Source organism: Bradyrhizobium sp. MOS002, assembly GCF_003020115.1.
Lineage (GTDB): Bacteria > Pseudomonadota > Alphaproteobacteria > Rhizobiales > Xanthobacteraceae > Bradyrhizobium.
The window spans coordinates 184242-200385 of the sequence record NZ_PYFX01000006.1 but is presented as its reverse complement, the minus strand read 5'-3'; the positions used below and the strand labels follow the sequence as shown (position 1 = coordinate 200385).

Genomic DNA, 16144 nt, shown 5'->3' with positions numbered 1-16144 from the left:
ACGACATGGCAAAGCGCAAGCGCGCGCTCGAGGTGGTGAGAAACGAGGACGATGGCGAGGGCAAGCCCTCCCGACGCAACCGTCTCAACTTCTTCGAGCTCGCCTACCAGAAGATCGAAGAGCTGCTCGTCCATTGCGAGCTCAAGCCCGGACAATTCATGACGATGCTTGAATTGCAGCACATCACCGGCTTCGGCCGCACGCCGGTTCATCACGCCGTCAATCGTCTCTCCGCCGATACCCTCATCATCATCCGTCCGCGCCACGGCCTGCACATTGCGCCGATCGATCTCGCGCGTGAGCGCATGCTGCTGGCCTTGCGCCGCGACATGGAGCGCTTCGTCGTCCGGCTCGCGGCCGATCGCGCCAGCCTCTCGCATCGCAATCAGGCGCTGCACATCGAGCGCCTGTTGCGCGAACGCCGCGCCACCCTGACCCTCGACGAATTCAACAGCATCGACCGCCGCATCGACGCGCTGGTGCTGGAAGCAGCCGGCGAGCCCTTCCTGGTGCACACGCTGCGGCCGTTGCACACGCTGTACCGCCGCATCGGCTACATCCACCACCGCTTCATGCCGGGACAGGCCGAGCTGTCAGGCACGATCGATCGCCACCTCGCCATTCTCATTGCGGTCGCCGGCCGTCATGTCGAGGACGCCGTGAAGGCGAGCGATGCACTGATCGACTACATGGATGAGATGTTCACGGGCATGGAGGCGGGGATCGACCCGCGCCTGCTCGATTGCAGCATCGAGCCGCTGCTTGGCGCTTAAAAAGTACCTGGCGCGCAAAGAGTTTTGAAGAGAGGACCAGACATGTCGACGATGGCGATGCCACAACCAACCGCGAGCGAAGCTGCGGTCCGCTACCTCATCACGAACTACAGTCCCAAGGGTAACAAGGTCGGCTGGCTGATGATGGCCTCGATCCTGGTGGAGGCCTGGGACCTCTATTCGATCGCTTTCGTGCTGATCTTCATCAAGGAGCAGTTTAATCCCGATCCGCTGATGCTGGGCCTTGCCGCGGCGGGCACGCAGGGCGGCGCCCTCGTCGGTGCGCTGCTCGGTGGCTGGCTGTCCGACAAGATCGGCCGCCGCGTGATGTTCCTGGTCACGATGGTGATGTTCATCGTGCTGGCGCTGGCGCAGGCCTTCGTGCCCAACGTGACCTGGCTGATCGTGATCCGCTTCCTGCTCGGCATTCCGCTCGGTTCGGACATCTCGACCGGCTACACCTACATCATGGAATCCATGGCCAAGGGTGAGCGTGAGGTCATGGGCAACCGCTGGCAGTTCATGTTCGCCGTCGGTGAAGTGCTCACGATCGGCGTCATCGTGATCTTCCTGCTGCTCGACATCAATCACGAGACGCTGTGGCGCGTGACGCTTGGCCTCGGCGCGCTGCCGGCGCTGATCATCCTGATCATGCGTCACGACGTGCCGGAGACGGCGGTGTGGCTGGTTCAGAAGGGACGTTACCGCGAGGCCAAGAAGGTCGCGCGCGAGATGTTCAACGACGATCTCGCCATGTTGCCGGACCAGGACGTGGTCGTGCCGAAAGTCTCTACCAGCGCCTTCATCGCCGATCTCAGGAAGGATCCGATCCGTTGGCGCGCCACGATCTACGGTTGGATCGCCTGCTTCGTGCAAGCCAGCGAGTTCTCGACCTTCGCGTTCTACCTGCCGGTGCTGTTCGTCATGGTCGGTGTGTCCAGCATTCTCGGCATCAATCTGGTGACGATGGCGCTGTTCTCCTTCGCCGCCGTGTCGGGCTGGGTCGGTCCGCTGCTGACGCCGAAGATCGGCCACCGCGGCATCTCGATCGCGGGCTTCTCGATCGTGTTCGTCTCGCTGCTGGTCGCGGCTTTCGCGCTCTACACCGACAACAAGATCCTGCTGCCGTTCGCGGCGGCCGCGATGCTGTGGGGCCATTATTGGGACGCCTCGAACTGCATGACGATCCCGACCATGGTCGCCAAGCCGAAATATCGCGGCACCGCCAGCGGCTTCGCCTACATGTTCGTGAAGCTGCCGTCGTTCCTGGCGATCTTCCTGTTCCCGACGGTGTTCGCTGCGATCGGGCAGGCGAATGCCACGCTGATGGTCGCGATCTTCCCGCTGATCGGGCTGCTCGCCGCGATCTTCATCCTGCCGGAAGTCTACGGCTACGAGAACGACTGACGATGCGTGACCCGGTCGCGGCCCGCGATGGCCGCGATCGGGCTTTTCCCGTGGACGCGCCCGCGCGAACGGCTACGGGCTCAGGAAGATGGAATCGATCCCGGCGCCATGGCTGAGCAGGCCGATCGCCTGAAGCTGTGCGCTGTGCAGGTCGACCTCCACGATCGCGAACAGGGTCAGCAGCACCACGACCGAAAAGACCAATAGCGGGTGGGATGTTTCGCCCCGGCCCTGGTCCGCTGTGGTGAAGCCTTGAAACGTACGGCGCAGGGAGAAGCTCTGCGGCAATGCCTTCGACTGGATCTGCATGATGAACCTTCCTTGCCGCGCGGTATCAGGCCGCGCGACAAGGTGCAGTCTAGGCAGGGCGTCAGCGGCGACATTGATGCGCCGCAAACTGCGCGCGATTACCGGATCGCCGCCGCAAGCGCCGCGATCAGGGCGGGCGGCGTCACCAGCAGTCCGAGCTTCAGGAACGGCCAGGCGCCGACTTCGATCTTCTCCCGCCGCAGCGCCACCAGCCACAGGATGGTCGCGAGCGAACCGGTCACCGACAGATTGGGCCCGAGATCGACGCCGATCAGGATGGCGCTCACGACCGGCGCGGGCAGATGATCGCTGGCGGCGACCGAGCCTGCAACGAGGCCGACGGGAAGATTGTTGGCGATGTTGTCGGCGATCGCGGTGGCGATGCCGACGCTCCAGGCCGCCTTCGTCACGGATTGTCCGACAGCTTCATGCAGCAGCGCGCTGAGCTGCCCGATCACGCCGGTCTTGATCAGCGCTTCCACCATCACGAACAGCCCGCCGACCAGCGGCAGCACGCTCCAGGAGACGCCGCGCAATACGGGTAGCGGCGATTGCCGGCTGAGCAGCAGCACGATTGCGGCTGTCGCCACGCCGCAGATGAAAGTTGGCAGACCCAATTGCTTGTCCAGCGCGGAGGCCGTGACCAGCACGACGCCGATCGCCACGATGCCGATGGCCGTCAGCTTGCCGCCGCGGCCGAGCTTTGGATGCGGCACGCTGCGCGCGATCGTCTCTTCCTTCAGGGTGCGGTGCTGGGTCAGGCGCAGCACGACATAGGTCAGCAGGATCGAGGCCGCCGAGGGCAGGGCGAACAGGCGCAGCCATTCGGTGAGCTCAGGCATGTGCGCCCCGAACACGACGAGATTGGCCGGGTTGGAGATCGGCAGCACGAAGCTTGCGGCGTTGGCGATGAAGGCGCAGACGAACAGATAAGGCAGCGGCTTGGCGCCGGCCGCGCGCGTCGCGGCATAGACGGCGGGCGTCAGCACGATCGCGGTGGCGTCGTTCGAGAGCAGGACGGTGACGAGCGTGCCCACGATGTAGATCAGCAGGAACAGCCGCTGCGGCGAGCCGCCGGCATATTCCACGGCGAGCGCTGCGAGATAGTCGAACAGGCCTTCGAGCCGCGCCATCTCGGCGATCAGCATCATGCCGATCAGGAAAAGATAGACATCGACGCCTTTCTCGATGCCCATGAGCGCATCCCGCCACGGCAGCAAGCCGAGCAGCACCAGCGCGCCGGCGCCGATGACGGCCCAGATCGCCTCCGGGAGGCGAAAGGGCCGTATGATGACGCCTGCGGTCGCGGCGACGATGATGCTCCAGGCCAGGATGGCGTCAGACGGCACGGGCGATCCTTGAGATGTGTCGGTTCATTCGGCAGCGATAGCGGAAGCCGCCGCCGCTGTCTTCCCCCGGGGGCGCGGACCGCCATCTGCGATTTGCCGCGTCTCGGGCAGCGCGACAAAACAGACGGCGGCGCCGATTGCAGCCACCGCACCGAGCGCGATGAAGGCCGCACTGTAACCCGCGCCAACGACGACAAAGCCGGCGAGCGTCGTCGACAGCGCCGCCCCGATGCTCTGGGCGGTGATGACGGCGCCTTGCGCGACGTTGAAGCGGCCGGTGTTGCGCATGAGGTCGGCGATGATGACGGGGAAGATCGCGCCAAAAATGCCGGCGCCGACGCCGTCGAGAAGCTGCACGCCGACCAGCCAGAACGGATTGTCCGAAAGCGTATAGAGCGCCCCCCGAAGCGGCAGGATCAGGAGCGCGGCGAGGAAGAAGCGCTTGTGGCCCCAGTGGTCGGCCTTCGCGCCGACCAGCATCGCGAACGGCACCATCACCAATTGCGCCGCGACGATGCAGGCGGACATCAGGCTGGTGCCCATGTTCTTGTCTTGCAAGGCGAGCTTTTGGCCGACCAGCGGCAGCATCGCGGCGTTAGAGAGATGAAAGAGCAGGACGCAGATCGCAAACACCAGCAGAGGACGGCAGGTCAGGAGTACGCTGAGAGAGGAGGCACGTTCGGGCTGCTCGTCCGCATCGGCGTCGTCGAGCCCGCGGGCAAGATCGTCATCGATGGCGCGGGCGGGGATCGCAAGGATGCTGACGAGGCTCGCGATCGCCATGGCGCCGAGAAGGTAGAACACGACGGTCGGGCCGAACCAATAGGCGGAGAGACCCGCGAGCCCGGCTGCGACCGCGTTGCCCGCGTGATTGAATGTCTCGTTGCGGCCGATCCGCCGGGTGAAGGCGTCATGGCCGAAGATGCCGAGCGAGACCGCGGCGATCGCCGGCGGAAACACAACGGCGGCGGCCTGCGCGACGCCTTGCGAGATTGCAACTGCCAGGAAGCCTGGAAACAGCGGCAGCGACAGCGAGGCGAACGTCACCATGATGGCGGCGATCACCATCACCAGCCGCTTGGACCGCGTCGCATCGACCAGCGCTCCGGCCGGCGTCTGCGCCACGATGCCGGCGATGGTCGCGATCGACATGACGAGGCCGATGCGCGCCTCGTCCCATTGCTGCTCGGTGAGGAGATAGACGGCAAGATAGGGGCCGAGCCCGTCGCGGACGTCGGCGAGGAAAAAATTCGCCGCATCCAGCGCGCGGCCGGCACGCCTTGCCTGATCGGGGCCTTGATCGCGGTTCTGGCTCGACATCGGTCCCTCAATCGAGGCTCAAATTGGCCCCGGCAGCAACCATTGTGATGCCGACCTGGTTCCGGTGATCGGACGACTCCTCAAAACTTGACCGCCAGCAGCACCGCGCCGGCGCCGATCATGGTGATGCCGAGCCAGCCTTGGGCCGTGGGCCGCTCGCCGAGAAAGGCGAATGCGAACAGGGCCACGAGCACGACGCTGAGCTTGTCGATCGGCGCCACCAGCGTGGCGGGGCCGAGCTTCAGCGCGCGAAAATAACATAGCCATGACGCACCGGTCGCAAGCCCCGACAGCACCAGGAACAGCCAGGTCTTGGACGAAACCTCTGACGGCACGGCGAATTGCCCTGTGAAGACCAGCAGCACCGAGAAGGCAAGCAGTACCACGACGGTGCGGATGAACGTCGCCAGATCCGGATTGATGTTCTCGACACCGATCTTGGCGAAGATCGCAGTCAGCGCCGCAAAGCAGGCCGAGAGCAGCGCCCAAATCTGCCAGGCGGAGAGGAGGGCGGGTTTCATGAGTGTCTTACTTTCGTTGGGCCGTTGTGCGGATCGCAGCTTGCCAAGTCCTCAGCCGTCGTCGGCACGACAAGAAGCTCACCGCGTCACCGACGGCTTTGCCGTGATCGCCTTGCGCAAGATGCGCGACAGCAATTCCACCGAATACGGCTTCTGGATCAGCTCGAAACCGCGATCGGCGTTCTCGGCGAGAACGTTGCTGTAACCAGAGGTGAGCACGACGGGCAGGCCCGGATAGCGTTCGCGGATGATGCCGGCGAGCTCAACGCCGTTCATGCCGGGCATGATGACGTCGGAGAAGACGAGGTCGACGGCGAACTCGTTCTCGCCGAGGATGGCGAGCGCCGCAATGGCGTTGGCGACGCGGCGGACGACATAGCCGAGGTCTTCGAGCAGCTCCGTGGAGAAGCGGCCGACCTCGTCGTCGTCTTCCACCACGAGCACGCGATAGCCGCGCCCGGTGGCCGCGGCCTCATAGGTCAGCGCCGCGGCTTCCTGATCCGTCGCGGGGCTTTGCGCCCGCGGCAGATAGATGGTGAAGATCGCGCCTTCACCAAGCGTGCTCGTCACGGCGATGTCGCCCTCCGACTGCTTTGCGAATCCGAAGGCCTGGCTCAGGCCGAGGCCGGTGCCCTTGCCGACCTCCTTGGTGGTGAAGAACGGCTCGAAGATGGCCTCGATGTTTTCCGGCGCAATGCCGCTGCCGGTGTCGGCGACTGAGATCGCGACATAGTCGCCGCCGCGCGCCGGTTGCGCGCGCAGGTCAGGGATGCCCTGTACTTTCCGGACCGCAATGGTGAGGCGGCCTTCGCCGTCCATGGCGTCGCGGGCGTTGATGGCGAGGTTGATCAGCGCGGTCTCGAATTGCGCGATATCGGCGACCGTGAAGCAGTCGCCATCGTGAACCTCCACCGCGATTTCGATGCGGCCACCGACCAGCGGCCGGACCAGTTGGGCCACGCCTTCAACCTGGCTGCCGACGTTGAAGATCTGCGGTTTCAGCGGCTGCCGGCGCGCAAACGCCAGCAGCTGGGCGGTCAGCTTGGAGGCACGCTCGACGGTGTCGGAGATGGCGTCGACATAGCGGCGGCGGCGCTCCTCCGGCAGCTCGCGGCGGCGCAGGAAATCGGTGGCCGAGCGGATGATGGTGAGCAGATTGTTGAAATCGTGCGCGACGCCGCCGGTGAGCTGGCCGATCGCCTCCATCTTCTGCGATTGCCGCAACGCTTCCTCGCCGCGGCGGCGCTCGGTGATGTCCACCGCCTCGGGCACCGCGCCGGTGATGTTGCCGTGGCGGTCGAGCACCGGGCGCATGCCGAACTCGAAATCGCGCTCGCCGATGGGAAGGCGCAGGCGCATCTCCAGCCGCACGGCTTCGCCTTTGAGCACGGTGTCGAAGGCCTCGCGCACCCGCGCGCTCATGCCCTCCGTCGTGCTGAACCAGGGCGTCTGCCACAACGGCTTTCCAATCACGTCCGCGGGGCTCGCCTTGATGGCGTCGAGCACGGTCGTGTTGGCGTAAAGCAGCTCGCCCCTGAGATTGACGAGGCCCTGATACTGGTTGCTGGTCTCCAGGATCGCGCGCAGCCGCGCCTCGTTGGATTCGAGCTCGGCGGTGCGCTCGACGATGCGTTCTTCCAGCGTCTCGTTGAGCTGCCGGAGCTCGATCTCGGCCTGCTTGGCCACCGTGATGTCATGGGCAACGCCGATGAAGCCGATATGCCTGCCGGTGGGGTCCCAGCGCGGCTGCGATTCCGAACGCAGCCAGCGCCATTCGCCGGCGGCGTTCTGGTAGCGGGCTTCCAGCACGAACGGTTTGAGCGATGCTTCACCCTGAACGGATTGCTGCAGCACATGCGGCAGGTCGTCCGGATGCAGCACCTTGCGCCAGTCGAAGGTAATGGCCTGGTCATAGGGCAGACCGACGAAATCGACATAGGCCTGGTTGGCGAAGGACCGTGTGCGGTCGAGTTTGGTAACCCAGATCGGCACCGGCGCGCTGTCGGCGATCAGGCGGAAGCGCTCCTCGCTCTCGCGCAGGGTCTCGCGCACCAGCATCTGGTCGGTGACGTCGATATGGGCGCCGACGAGGCGGAGGGCGCGGCCGCCACCGTCGCGCTCGATCTTGGCGACGACGCGGATCCAGCGGATCTCGCGGTCGCTGGGGCGGATGATGCGGTATTCGGCGGTGTAGTCCTCGCTGCTGCCGGACAGCGCATCGATGAAGTGCTTCACCGTGACATCGCGGTCGTCGGGATGAATGCGATTGATCCAGTCCTCGTGCGACTCGTTGGCGGCTTCCGGCGGCAGGCCGTGGAGCATCAGATATTCCGGCGAACGGCGGTTCTTGAAGCCTTCGCGGAAGTCGACTTCGAGACCGCCGACCTTGCCGATGCGCTGGATGCGCGCGAGCTCGGCTTCGCGCTCCTGGAGCGCGCGATAGGCGTTGTCGCGCTCGCGCGCGACGTCTTCCAGGTGCTGGCGCAGCCTTTCGGCGGCGATGGTCTCGGGCGAAGGATCGTTCAAGGCGTTGGCCGGTGTGATGCGAGAGCGCACGTGGCGGACGGATATTCACACAGACCAAGCGCGATGGCCATTGCCCAAAGGGTATATGGAAAGAAAGACGTCGCCGAATGCAGTGTGGTGGTATCAACGAACGTCGGGTCTGGCTATTTGTTCCGGACCTTGGAACGATGAGGCCTCCGCGCGCGTATTTGCGGGGGGCCGCAACTTTCATTACAAAAACGCCCTTTCCGAAGAGGCTAAATCTTGAAGCTTTTTGTCTGCCAGGCCTGCGGCAACGTCCTCTATTTCGAGAACCGCGCCTGTGAACGCTGCGGCCATCGGGTCGCCTTCCTGCCCGAAAGGGAGACGATGTCCGCGATCGAGCCCGACGGCGAGGGCTGGGCCACGCTCGCCGACAAGGGCAGCGGACGCATGCTATGCCGCAATGCCGACCATGATTCCTGCAACTGGCTGACGGATGCAGGTGATACCACCGGCTATTGCCGCGCCTGCCGCCATAACGGCGTCGTGCCGGACCTGTCGGACCCGGCGCAACTCGCCGGCTGGCGCGAGCTGGAGATGGCGAAGCACCGGCTGTTCTATTCCCTGATCCGCTGGAAGTTGCCGCTCCAGACCCGGAAGGACAATCCCGAACATGGCTTGATCTTCAATTTCCTCGCCGACGATCCGCAGAGCGGGCAGAAGGTCCTGACCGGCCACGACAACGGACTGATCACGATCGCGCTGACCGAGGCCGACGACATTGAGCGCGAGCGGCGCAGGCTGGAGATGGGCGAGCCCTACCGGACGCTGCTCGGGCATTTCCGCCACGAGGTCGGGCACTATTTCTGGGACGTGCTAGTGCGCGACGGCGGCAAGCTGGACGAATGCCGCGCCGTGTTCGGCGACGATTCCGCCGACTACGGCCAGGCTTTGCAGCGCCACTATGCCGAAGGCGCCCCGCCGGACTGGCAGCAGAACTTCGTCTCGGCCTATGCGACCACGCATCCCTGGGAGGATTTCGCCGAAACCTGGGCGCACTATCTTCACATCGTCGACACCCTGGAGATGGCTAGCGAGTTCGGCATGGAGGTGCGCCCGAAGGTCGACCGCGACGGGGAGTTGACGACGCGCATCCGCTTCAACTCCTACGAGGCGAGGGACGTCGAGGCGATCGTCAACGCATGGCTGCCCTTCACCTTCGCGATGAACAGCGTCAACCGCGCCATGGGGATGCGCGACCTCTATCCGTTCATCCTCTCGCCGGTCGTGGTCGACAAGCTCGGCTTCATTCACGGCCTGGTCCGGAACGTGGGCAAGGCCGGAAAGCCGTAGGCCGTCCGGGGGGCCTGCCAGGCCCGTTTCGGTCTTGCGCTGGTACGCCAGAGAGCCCGGATTTAGACCGTTGCCTCCGGCCGATTTTGATGTACCACGGGAGCCACACGGCCCCTCCCATAGGCTCCAACGGCCAGGGAAGGGTCCCGCCCAAGGTCGAGACTCAAGAAAAGCATGTTCAAACGCATTCTGATCGCCAATCGCGGCGAAATCGCCTGCCGGGTCATCAAGACCGCTCGCCGCATGGGAGTTGAAACGGTCGCGGTTTATTCCGAGGCCGACCGCGACGCCCTCCATGTCGAGATGGCCGACGAGGCCGTGCTGATCGGCCCGCCGGCTGCGGCCGAGAGTTATCTGGTGATCGAGAAGATCGTGGAGGCCTGCCGCAAGACGGGCGCCGAGGCCGTGCATCCCGGCTACGGCTTCCTGTCCGAGCGCGAGGCGTTTCCGCGCGCCCTGGAGGCGGCAGGCATCGTCTTCATCGGCCCCAACCCGGGTGCGATCGCGGCGATGGGCGACAAGATCGAATCCAAGAAGGCTGCCGCGAAGGCGAAAGTCTCGACCGTGCCCGGCTATCTCGGCGTCATCGAGGACGCCACGCACGCGGTCAAGATCGCCGACGAGATCGGTTATCCCGTGATGATCAAGGCCTCCGCCGGCGGCGGCGGCAAGGGCATGCGCATCGCGCATTCGACCTCCGAGGTCGCAGAGGGATTCAACCTCGCCAAGGCCGAGGCCAAGGCCTCGTTCGGCGACGACCGCGTCTTCATCGAGAAATTCATCGTCGACCCCCGCCACATCGAGATCCAGCTGCTGGGCGACAAGCACGGCAACGTGATCTATCTCGGCGAGCGCGAATGCTCGATCCAGCGCCGCAACCAGAAGGTCATCGAGGAAGCGCCGTCGCCGCTGCTCGACGAAGCCACCCGCCGCAAGATGGGCGAGCAGGCGGTCGCACTCGCCAAGGCCGTGAATTACGACTCTGCCGGCACCGTCGAATTCGTCGCTGGGCAGGACAAGAGCTTCTACTTCCTGGAGATGAATACGCGCCTCCAGGTCGAGCATCCCGTGACCGAGCTCGTCACCGGCGTCGACCTCGTCGAGCAGATGCTTCGCGTTGCGGCGGGCGAGAAGCTCGCGATCACGCAGAAAGACGTCACGCTGACGGGCTGGGCAGTGGAGTCGCGTCTCTATGCCGAAGACCCGTTCCGCAACTTCCTGCCCTCGATCGGTCGCCTGGTGAAATACCGTCCGCCGGCGGAAGCGAGCCAGGACGGCATCACCGTGCGCAACGACACCGGCGTGCAGGAGGGTGGCGAGATCTCGATCCATTACGATCCGATGATCGCCAAGCTCGTCACCCACGCGCCCTCGCGCGCGGCCGCGATCGAGGCGCAGGCCACCGCGCTGGACTCGTTCTATGTGGACGGTATCCGTCACAACATCCCGTTCCTGTCGGCGCTGATGCATCATCCGCGCTGGCGCGAAGGCCGGCTCTCCACCGGGTTCATCGCCGAGGAATTCCCCAAGGGCTTTGCCGTGCGCGTGCCGGAAGGCGAGGTCGCACGGCGGCTTGCCGCGGTCGGCGCCGCCATCGATCACGTGCTGGGCGAGCGCAAGCGGCAGATTTCGGGTCAGATGGGCGGCCGCATCGTGCAACGCGAGCGTCGCCGTGCGGTCTGGCTCGACCGCCAGGAGATCCTGCTGGAGATCGCGCGCGAGGGCGAGGCCATCGCGGTGCGTTTCATCGATGCCGCCGGCAAGGTTGGCAATCCGCATCTGTTGCAGTCGCCGTGGAAGCCGGGCGATCCGGTCTGGCAGGGCACCATCGACGGGCACATCGTCGCGGTGCAGGTGCGCCCGGTCGCGAACGGCATCCGCCTCGCGCATCAGGGCGTCGAGGTGCCGGTCTATGTCTGGACCGAAGCGGAAGCTGCCTCGGCGCGGCTCATGCCGGTGACCACGGCTGCCGACACCGGCAAGAAGCTGCTCTGTCCGATGCCCGGCCTCGTGGTCTCGATCGCGGTGACCGAAGGGCAGGAGGTCAAGGCCGGCGAGACGCTCGCGGTGGTCGAAGCGATGAAGATGCAGAACGTGCTGCGCGCCGAGCAGGACGGCACGGTGAAGAAGATCCACGCCAGCGCCGGTTCGACGCTCGCGGTGGATGCGCTGATTTTGGAATTTGCGTAACGTCATTGCGAGGAGCCACCGGGTCCGCGCGAAGCGCGGCCCGATGACAGGCTCCGCGACGAAGCAATCCAGTCTGCCTCTGCGGATGCATTTCTGGATTGCTTCGCTTCGTTCGCAATGACGGAGTAAGCTGCGGCCTCCGTGACCTAACCGAGACATCACCATGGCCTTTCGTTCCCGTCGCGAAAAACTACGATCGATCCTGTCGGGCGGGACTTGCGTCCATCCCGGCTCGGTCTACGACGCCATCTCGATCCGCATCGCGGAGGATCTCGGTTTCCCGCTCGGCATGTTCGGCGGCTCGGTGGCATCGCTCGCGGTGCTCGGCGACCCCGACATCACGCTGATCACGCTCACCGAGCTTGCCGAGCAGATGCGGCGGATGTCGCGTGCGGCAGCACTTCCGGTGTTGGTCGATGCCGATCACGGCTATGGCAACGCGCTCAACGTGCGCCGCACGGTGCAGGAGCTGGAGACGGCGGGCGCCGCCGGCCTTACCATCGAGGACACGCTGCTGCCGGCTGGCTTCGGCGAAGCGAAGACGCAGCTGATCTCGCTGGAGGAGGGCGTCGGCAAGATGAAGGCGGCACTCGACGGCCGCGGCGATCCTTCGCTCGTCATCATGGGCCGCACCGGTGCGGCCTCGATCACCTCGATCGAGGATGCGATCCGTCGCGCCAGGGCCTATGAAGCTGCCGGCGTCGATGCGCTGTTCTTCACCGGCATCAAGTCGCGCGCCGAGCTCGAGGCGATCGCATCCGCCACGCGCCTGCCGATCGTGCTCGGCGGCGCGCCGGAGGAACTGAACGTGCTCGATCATCTCGCTGGCCAGCGCGTGCGCATCGCGCTTCAGGGCCACGCGCCGATCGCGGCCGCAACGCAGGCTGTCTACGAGACGCAGAAGGCGCTGCGCGAGGGCACTGCGCCGAAGAATCTCAAAGGCCTCCCGTCATCGGACTTGACCAGCCGCGTCACGCGCGAGGCCGACGTCAAGGCTCGGAGCGCCGATGTCCTCGGACTGAAACAATGAGCCGGGCGATCCTCCAGGTCATGATCCGCGGCCGCGTGCAGGGCGTAGGCTACCGAGCCTGGCTCGAGCATCAGGCGACGACATGCGGTCTCGAGGGCTGGGTCCGCAACCGCCGTGACGGCAGCGTCGAAGCGCTGTTCGCAGGGCCGCCGAAGCACGTCGCCGACATGGTTGCGCTGTGCCGCCACGGCCCGCCGTCCTCGCGCGTCGACAGCGTCACCAGCGAGACGGCCGACGTCGATGAGCTCAACTTGCGCAGGGCAGGCGAGGCGTTTTCGGTGTTGCCGACGGTGTAGCTGAAGAATCACCGCGGCAGCTTGGCTATCGCTTCGCTCAATTCGTGGATCTCGTAGGGCTTGCGCAGGATCGGGAAGTCGCCGCGCACGCCTGCGGCGACTTCGCTGTAGCCGGTGGCGAGCAGGATCGGCAGGCCGGGACGGATCTGGCGGAGGTGATGGGCGAGGCTGAGCCCGTCCATCTTGCCGGGCATGACGATATCCGAGAACACGAAGTCCACGCCGTTCTTCTCGATCTCGCTCAAGGCGGCTTCGGCGTCCGCGACCCGGCGCACGTGATAGCCGAGCTGCTCCAGAAGACCGATGCTGACGGCCGCGACGTCCGGATTGTCCTCGACCAGCAGCACCGTGCCGCTGCCTTGGAACGCCGGTTCTGCCGCCGCCTCGCGCGAGGGCGCGTCCTCTCCGCGCGGCAGGAGGATGGTGAAGGTCGTGCCCGTGCCGAGCGCACTCGCAACCCGCACCGTGCCGCCGGCCTGATGGGCGAAGCCGTGCACCTGGGAGAGACCGAGGCCGGTGCCTTTTCCGATCGGCTTGGTCGTGAAGAACGGCTCGAAAATCTTGTCGAGAACGTCGGAGGGAATGCCGAGGCCGGTATCGGTGACGTCGATCGCGATGAATTCGCCTGCGAGGGGAGCCTCGTCGAGCACGAGATTGCGCGCTGAGATCGTCACCGTACCTCCGTCGGGCATCGCGTCGCGGGCATTGATGACGAGGTTGAGCAGCGCGGTCTCGAGCTCGGAGACGTCGGTCCTGATCGGCCAGACGTCGCCGCCGACGTCGAAAGCCAGGCGCACGGAGCTCCCGACGCCGGCATCGAGCACCTCTCGGATCGCCGCGATGCGGTCGGCGAAGTCGATCGCCTGCGGATTGACGCTCTGCCGCCGTGCGAAGGTGAGGAGCTGGTTGGTCAGCGCCGCGCCGCGCCTGGTGGCGGTCTCGATGGCCGAGATCGCGCGCTGAAGCTTGGCGTCATCGTCGGCCCCTCGCTTCAGCATGTGGAGGCTACCGCTGATGATCATCAGGAGGTTGTTGAAGTCGTGGGCGACCCCGCCGGTGAGTTGGCCGAGCGCATCGAATTTCTGGGATTCGGCGAGCTGCTTCTGCATCGCCTCGAGCTTGATTTGGGTATTGCGGCGCTCGGTGATGTCGCGCGTGATCTTGGCGAAGCCGACCAGTTCGCCGCCCTCGTAGATCGGATCGATCACGACGCTGGCCCAGAAGAAGGTCCCGTCCTTGCGGACGCGCCAGCCTTCCTCCTCGTAGCGGCCCTTCTCCCGCGCGATCCCGAGCGCACGGGCGGGCTTGCCGTTGGCGCGGTCGGTCTCGGTGTAGAAACGGGAAAAATGCTGGCCGAGGATCTCGCCGGGCGAGTAGCCCTTGATGCGCTCGCCGCCGATGTTCCAGCTAGTGATGATCCCGGTGGGATCCAGCATGTAAAGGGCGTAGTCCGCGACCCCTTCAACCAACAGGCGGAAACTCCGTTCGCTTTCGAACAAGTCTCTCTGCTGCCTAGACTTCTCGACCATTCCCGGACCCTGCTCAACGGGGGCAAACGCCGCAGGTGGCTGATTGTTCCCCAAGCTTGGAACCTTTTTAGGCATTATTGCGAGCCCGTATGCAGGATGCAAGCCTGCGGATGCTCGCAGCGCAGTCGAGACGGTCCTGTAAAGCCAGCCGCCGTCAGACCGCCGCCGCGCTCCGGAACGTCGCCGCTACCGCACGCAATGCCGCGAGCTTGGCGGGATCGCTGACCTTCGAATGTAACATCACCTTCGAGCTGCCGAGCTTCGGCAGCTTGTGCGTCGGCCCGATGTCGACCAGCCCCGGGGGCGCGATCCGCCGCGCCAGCGGCGCGATTGCAAGTCCGGCGAGCGCGGCTGCCACCACGGCGGTAACGCCGCCGCCGACGAAGCGCTCGCGCCATTTGAGGCCCGCCTTGTCGAGCGCGCGCACGGCGATGGCACGGACGCCGCAGGGCGGGGCGAGAGTCGCGAGCGGCAACTGTTCGCCTTTCGGCAAGGCAAAGCGTCTTGACGCGAACCAGCCGAACTCGTCCTCGGCCAGCCTCTCGCCGCCGCGCCGGCTGCCTTCCTGGCGGACGATCACCGCATCCAGTTGGCCCGAATCATAGGCCTCCTGCATCTCGCGCGAGAAGCCGATGGTGACGGCGAGCGTGAGGTTCGACGACATCGCATGCAGCCGTTCGAGCAGCGGTACCAGCTCCGGGCCGGCGGCATGGTCGGAAATGCCGAGCGAGAGCGACTGCGCGACTGAGGCCTCGCCCGACAGCGCGCGGTCATGTGCCGCGATCAGCGCGCGGGCGCGCTCGAGGAACGTCGCGCCATCCGCCGTGAGCCGGACCGCGCGCGGCGAGCGCTCGATGAGGCGCTTGCCGAGCAGCGTTTCCAGCCGTTGCAGCTTCAGACTGACCGCCGCCTGCGTCGTGCCGAGCGCTTCGGCGGTGCGGGTGAAGCTCTGGAGGTCGGCGACCAGCAGGAAGGCTTGGACGGTGGCAATGTCGAGCGTTGCTGTCATTATGATATCTTATCACTGGTATCAACAGAGATAAGATACCAAAATACCGAGGGTCGGTCTAGCTTCTCATCGACGCCGCGCAACACCTGCGCCACATCCGAGGAGAACGACCATGCCGCTGATCACCGTGTCTTACACCACCTCCCGACAGTCGCCCTCGCTGAAGGCCGACATTGCGAGCGCCGTGTCCGAGCTCACCGCAAAGATCCTGCACAAGGATCCCGAGGTCACCGCCATCATCGTGAAGTCGGTGGAGGCGGACGACTGGTTCGCCGGCGGCAAGTCGCTCGCAGAGCAGAAGCTCGCGAGCTACTGGATCGATATCCACGTCAGCGAAGGCACCAACACCAAGGACGAGAAGGCGGCCTATCTTGCGGCGATGTTCCAGCGCATGGCCGGGATCCTCGGCCCGCTGCATCACGAGACCTATCTGCACGTCGACGAGGTCAAGGGCGACGCCTATGGCTTTGGCGGCCTGACCCAGGAGCGGCGCTACATCGCCGGCAAGCTCGAGGTTTCGCCGGAAAAGGCGTGAGGAGGGAGGCCGCGGGTGAACAACCGCACCCGCGGC

General features: G+C 65.4%; 14 protein-coding genes. 7 read left to right on the top strand and 7 right to left on the bottom strand.

The annotated features are described in order from the left end of the window. Positions 1–5: 5 nt before the first annotated feature. Together C7G41_RS20490 and C7G41_RS20485 are read left to right on the top strand one after the other, a co-directional pair. Entirely contained in the window at positions 6–773 is a 768-nt protein-coding gene (locus tag C7G41_RS20490; protein WP_106944241.1) for a GntR family transcriptional regulator, read from the top strand. Between the two features lie 42 nt (positions 774–815). After that, positions 816–2180 carry an MFS transporter gene (locus C7G41_RS20485; protein ID WP_106944240.1) on the top strand — a complete coding sequence of 455 codons (1365 nt, stop codon included), beginning with the start codon at positions 816–818 and terminating at the stop codon, positions 2178–2180. A gap of 72 nt (positions 2181–2252) precedes the next feature. Here C7G41_RS20485 and C7G41_RS20480 read toward each other — a convergent pair whose 3' ends face one another. The 5 genes from C7G41_RS20480 to C7G41_RS20460 all read right to left on the bottom strand — a co-directional run bounded on the left by C7G41_RS20480 (position 2253) and on the right by C7G41_RS20460 (position 8235). Then, positions 2253–2489, bottom strand: a complete 237-nt coding sequence (locus C7G41_RS20480; RefSeq protein ID WP_106944239.1) for a hypothetical protein — start codon at positions 2487–2489, stop codon at positions 2253–2255. A gap of 98 nt (positions 2490–2587) precedes the next feature. Then, positions 2588–3838 carry an arsenic transporter gene (locus C7G41_RS20475; RefSeq protein WP_106944238.1) on the bottom strand — a complete coding sequence of 417 codons (1251 nt, stop codon included), beginning with the start codon at positions 3836–3838 and terminating at the stop codon, positions 2588–2590. 24 nt (positions 3839–3862) lie between these two features. After that, entirely contained in the window at positions 3863–5158 is a 1296-nt protein-coding gene (locus tag C7G41_RS20470) for an MFS transporter (protein ID WP_106944237.1), read from the bottom strand. Between the two features lie 80 nt (positions 5159–5238). Then, entirely contained in the window at positions 5239–5679 is a 441-nt protein-coding gene (locus C7G41_RS20465) for an EamA family transporter (protein WP_106944236.1), read from the bottom strand. 78 nt (positions 5680–5757) lie between these two features. Continuing rightward, positions 5758–8235, bottom strand: a complete 2478-nt coding sequence (locus tag C7G41_RS20460) for a PAS domain S-box protein (protein WP_106944235.1) — start codon at positions 8233–8235, stop codon at positions 5758–5760. Positions 8236–8448: 213 nt separating this feature from the next. Between C7G41_RS20460 and C7G41_RS20455 the strand changes: the two genes are divergently transcribed. The 4 genes from C7G41_RS20455 to C7G41_RS20440 all read left to right on the top strand — a co-directional run bounded on the left by C7G41_RS20455 (position 8449) and on the right by C7G41_RS20440 (position 13035). Then, positions 8449–9519, top strand: coding sequence for a putative zinc-binding metallopeptidase (locus tag C7G41_RS20455; protein ID WP_106944234.1), 1071 nt, complete (start codon positions 8449–8451; stop codon positions 9517–9519). Between the two features lie 174 nt (positions 9520–9693). Continuing rightward, on the top strand, positions 9694–11709 hold the full coding sequence (locus C7G41_RS20450; RefSeq protein WP_106944233.1) for an acetyl/propionyl/methylcrotonyl-CoA carboxylase subunit alpha: 2016 nt from the start codon (positions 9694–9696) through the stop codon (positions 11707–11709). Positions 11710–11872: 163 nt separating this feature from the next. Then, positions 11873–12739: an oxaloacetate decarboxylase gene (locus C7G41_RS20445; RefSeq protein WP_106944232.1), complete on the top strand. Its 867-nt coding sequence runs from the start codon at positions 11873–11875 to the stop codon at positions 12737–12739. Next, a complete protein-coding gene (locus tag C7G41_RS20440; protein ID WP_027518495.1) occupies positions 12736–13035 on the top strand; it encodes an acylphosphatase in 300 nt (99 codons plus the stop codon). The genes C7G41_RS20445 and C7G41_RS20440 overlap by 4 nt, the downstream gene beginning before the upstream one ends. An 8-nt stretch (positions 13036–13043) precedes the next feature. Here C7G41_RS20440 and C7G41_RS20435 read toward each other — a convergent pair whose 3' ends face one another. Together C7G41_RS20435 and C7G41_RS20430 are read right to left on the bottom strand one after the other, a co-directional pair. Beyond that, positions 13044–14564, bottom strand: a complete 1521-nt coding sequence (locus C7G41_RS20435; RefSeq protein ID WP_106944231.1) for a PAS domain-containing sensor histidine kinase — start codon at positions 14562–14564, stop codon at positions 13044–13046. A 154-nt stretch (positions 14565–14718) separates the two neighbouring features. Further along, the gene (locus C7G41_RS20430; protein WP_106944230.1) at positions 14719–15573 is read right to left on the bottom strand and encodes a LysR substrate-binding domain-containing protein; all 855 of its coding nucleotides are present in this window, start codon (positions 15571–15573) and stop codon (positions 14719–14721) included. 112 nt (positions 15574–15685) lie between these two features. Here C7G41_RS20430 and C7G41_RS20425 point away from each other — a divergent pair, with 112 nt between their 5' ends. Then, a complete protein-coding gene (locus C7G41_RS20425; protein ID WP_106944229.1) occupies positions 15686–16108 on the top strand; it encodes a 4-oxalocrotonate tautomerase family protein in 423 nt (140 codons plus the stop codon). Positions 16109–16144 lie beyond the last annotated feature (36 nt).

What these genes read in the sequence shown, in the direction of transcription:
- C7G41_RS20430 (WP_106944230.1), bottom strand. Translation starts at nt 15,573, where the DNA reads ATGACAGCAACGCTCGACATTGCCACCGTCCAAGCCTTCCTGCTGGTC.
- C7G41_RS20470 (WP_106944237.1), bottom strand. Translation starts at nt 5,158, where the DNA reads ATGTCGAGCCAGAACCGCGATCAAGGCCCCGATCAGGCAAGGCGTGCC.
- C7G41_RS20445 (WP_106944232.1), top strand. Translation starts at nt 11,873, where the DNA reads ATGGCCTTTCGTTCCCGTCGCGAAAAACTACGATCGATCCTGTCGGGC.
- C7G41_RS20480 (WP_106944239.1), bottom strand. Translation starts at nt 2,489, where the DNA reads ATGCAGATCCAGTCGAAGGCATTGCCGCAGAGCTTCTCCCTGCGCCGT.
- C7G41_RS20490 (WP_106944241.1), top strand. Translation starts at nt 6, where the DNA reads ATGGCAAAGCGCAAGCGCGCGCTCGAGGTGGTGAGAAACGAGGACGAT.
- C7G41_RS20465 (WP_106944236.1), bottom strand. Translation starts at nt 5,679, where the DNA reads ATGAAACCCGCCCTCCTCTCCGCCTGGCAGATTTGGGCGCTGCTCTCG.
- C7G41_RS20485 (WP_106944240.1), top strand. Translation starts at nt 816, where the DNA reads ATGTCGACGATGGCGATGCCACAACCAACCGCGAGCGAAGCTGCGGTC.
- C7G41_RS20450 (WP_106944233.1), top strand. Translation starts at nt 9,694, where the DNA reads ATGTTCAAACGCATTCTGATCGCCAATCGCGGCGAAATCGCCTGCCGG.
- C7G41_RS20435 (WP_106944231.1), bottom strand. Translation starts at nt 14,564, where the DNA reads ATGGTCGAGAAGTCTAGGCAGCAGAGAGACTTGTTCGAAAGCGAACGG.
- C7G41_RS20440 (WP_027518495.1), top strand. Translation starts at nt 12,736, where the DNA reads ATGAGCCGGGCGATCCTCCAGGTCATGATCCGCGGCCGCGTGCAGGGC.
- C7G41_RS20425 (WP_106944229.1), top strand. Translation starts at nt 15,686, where the DNA reads ATGCCGCTGATCACCGTGTCTTACACCACCTCCCGACAGTCGCCCTCG.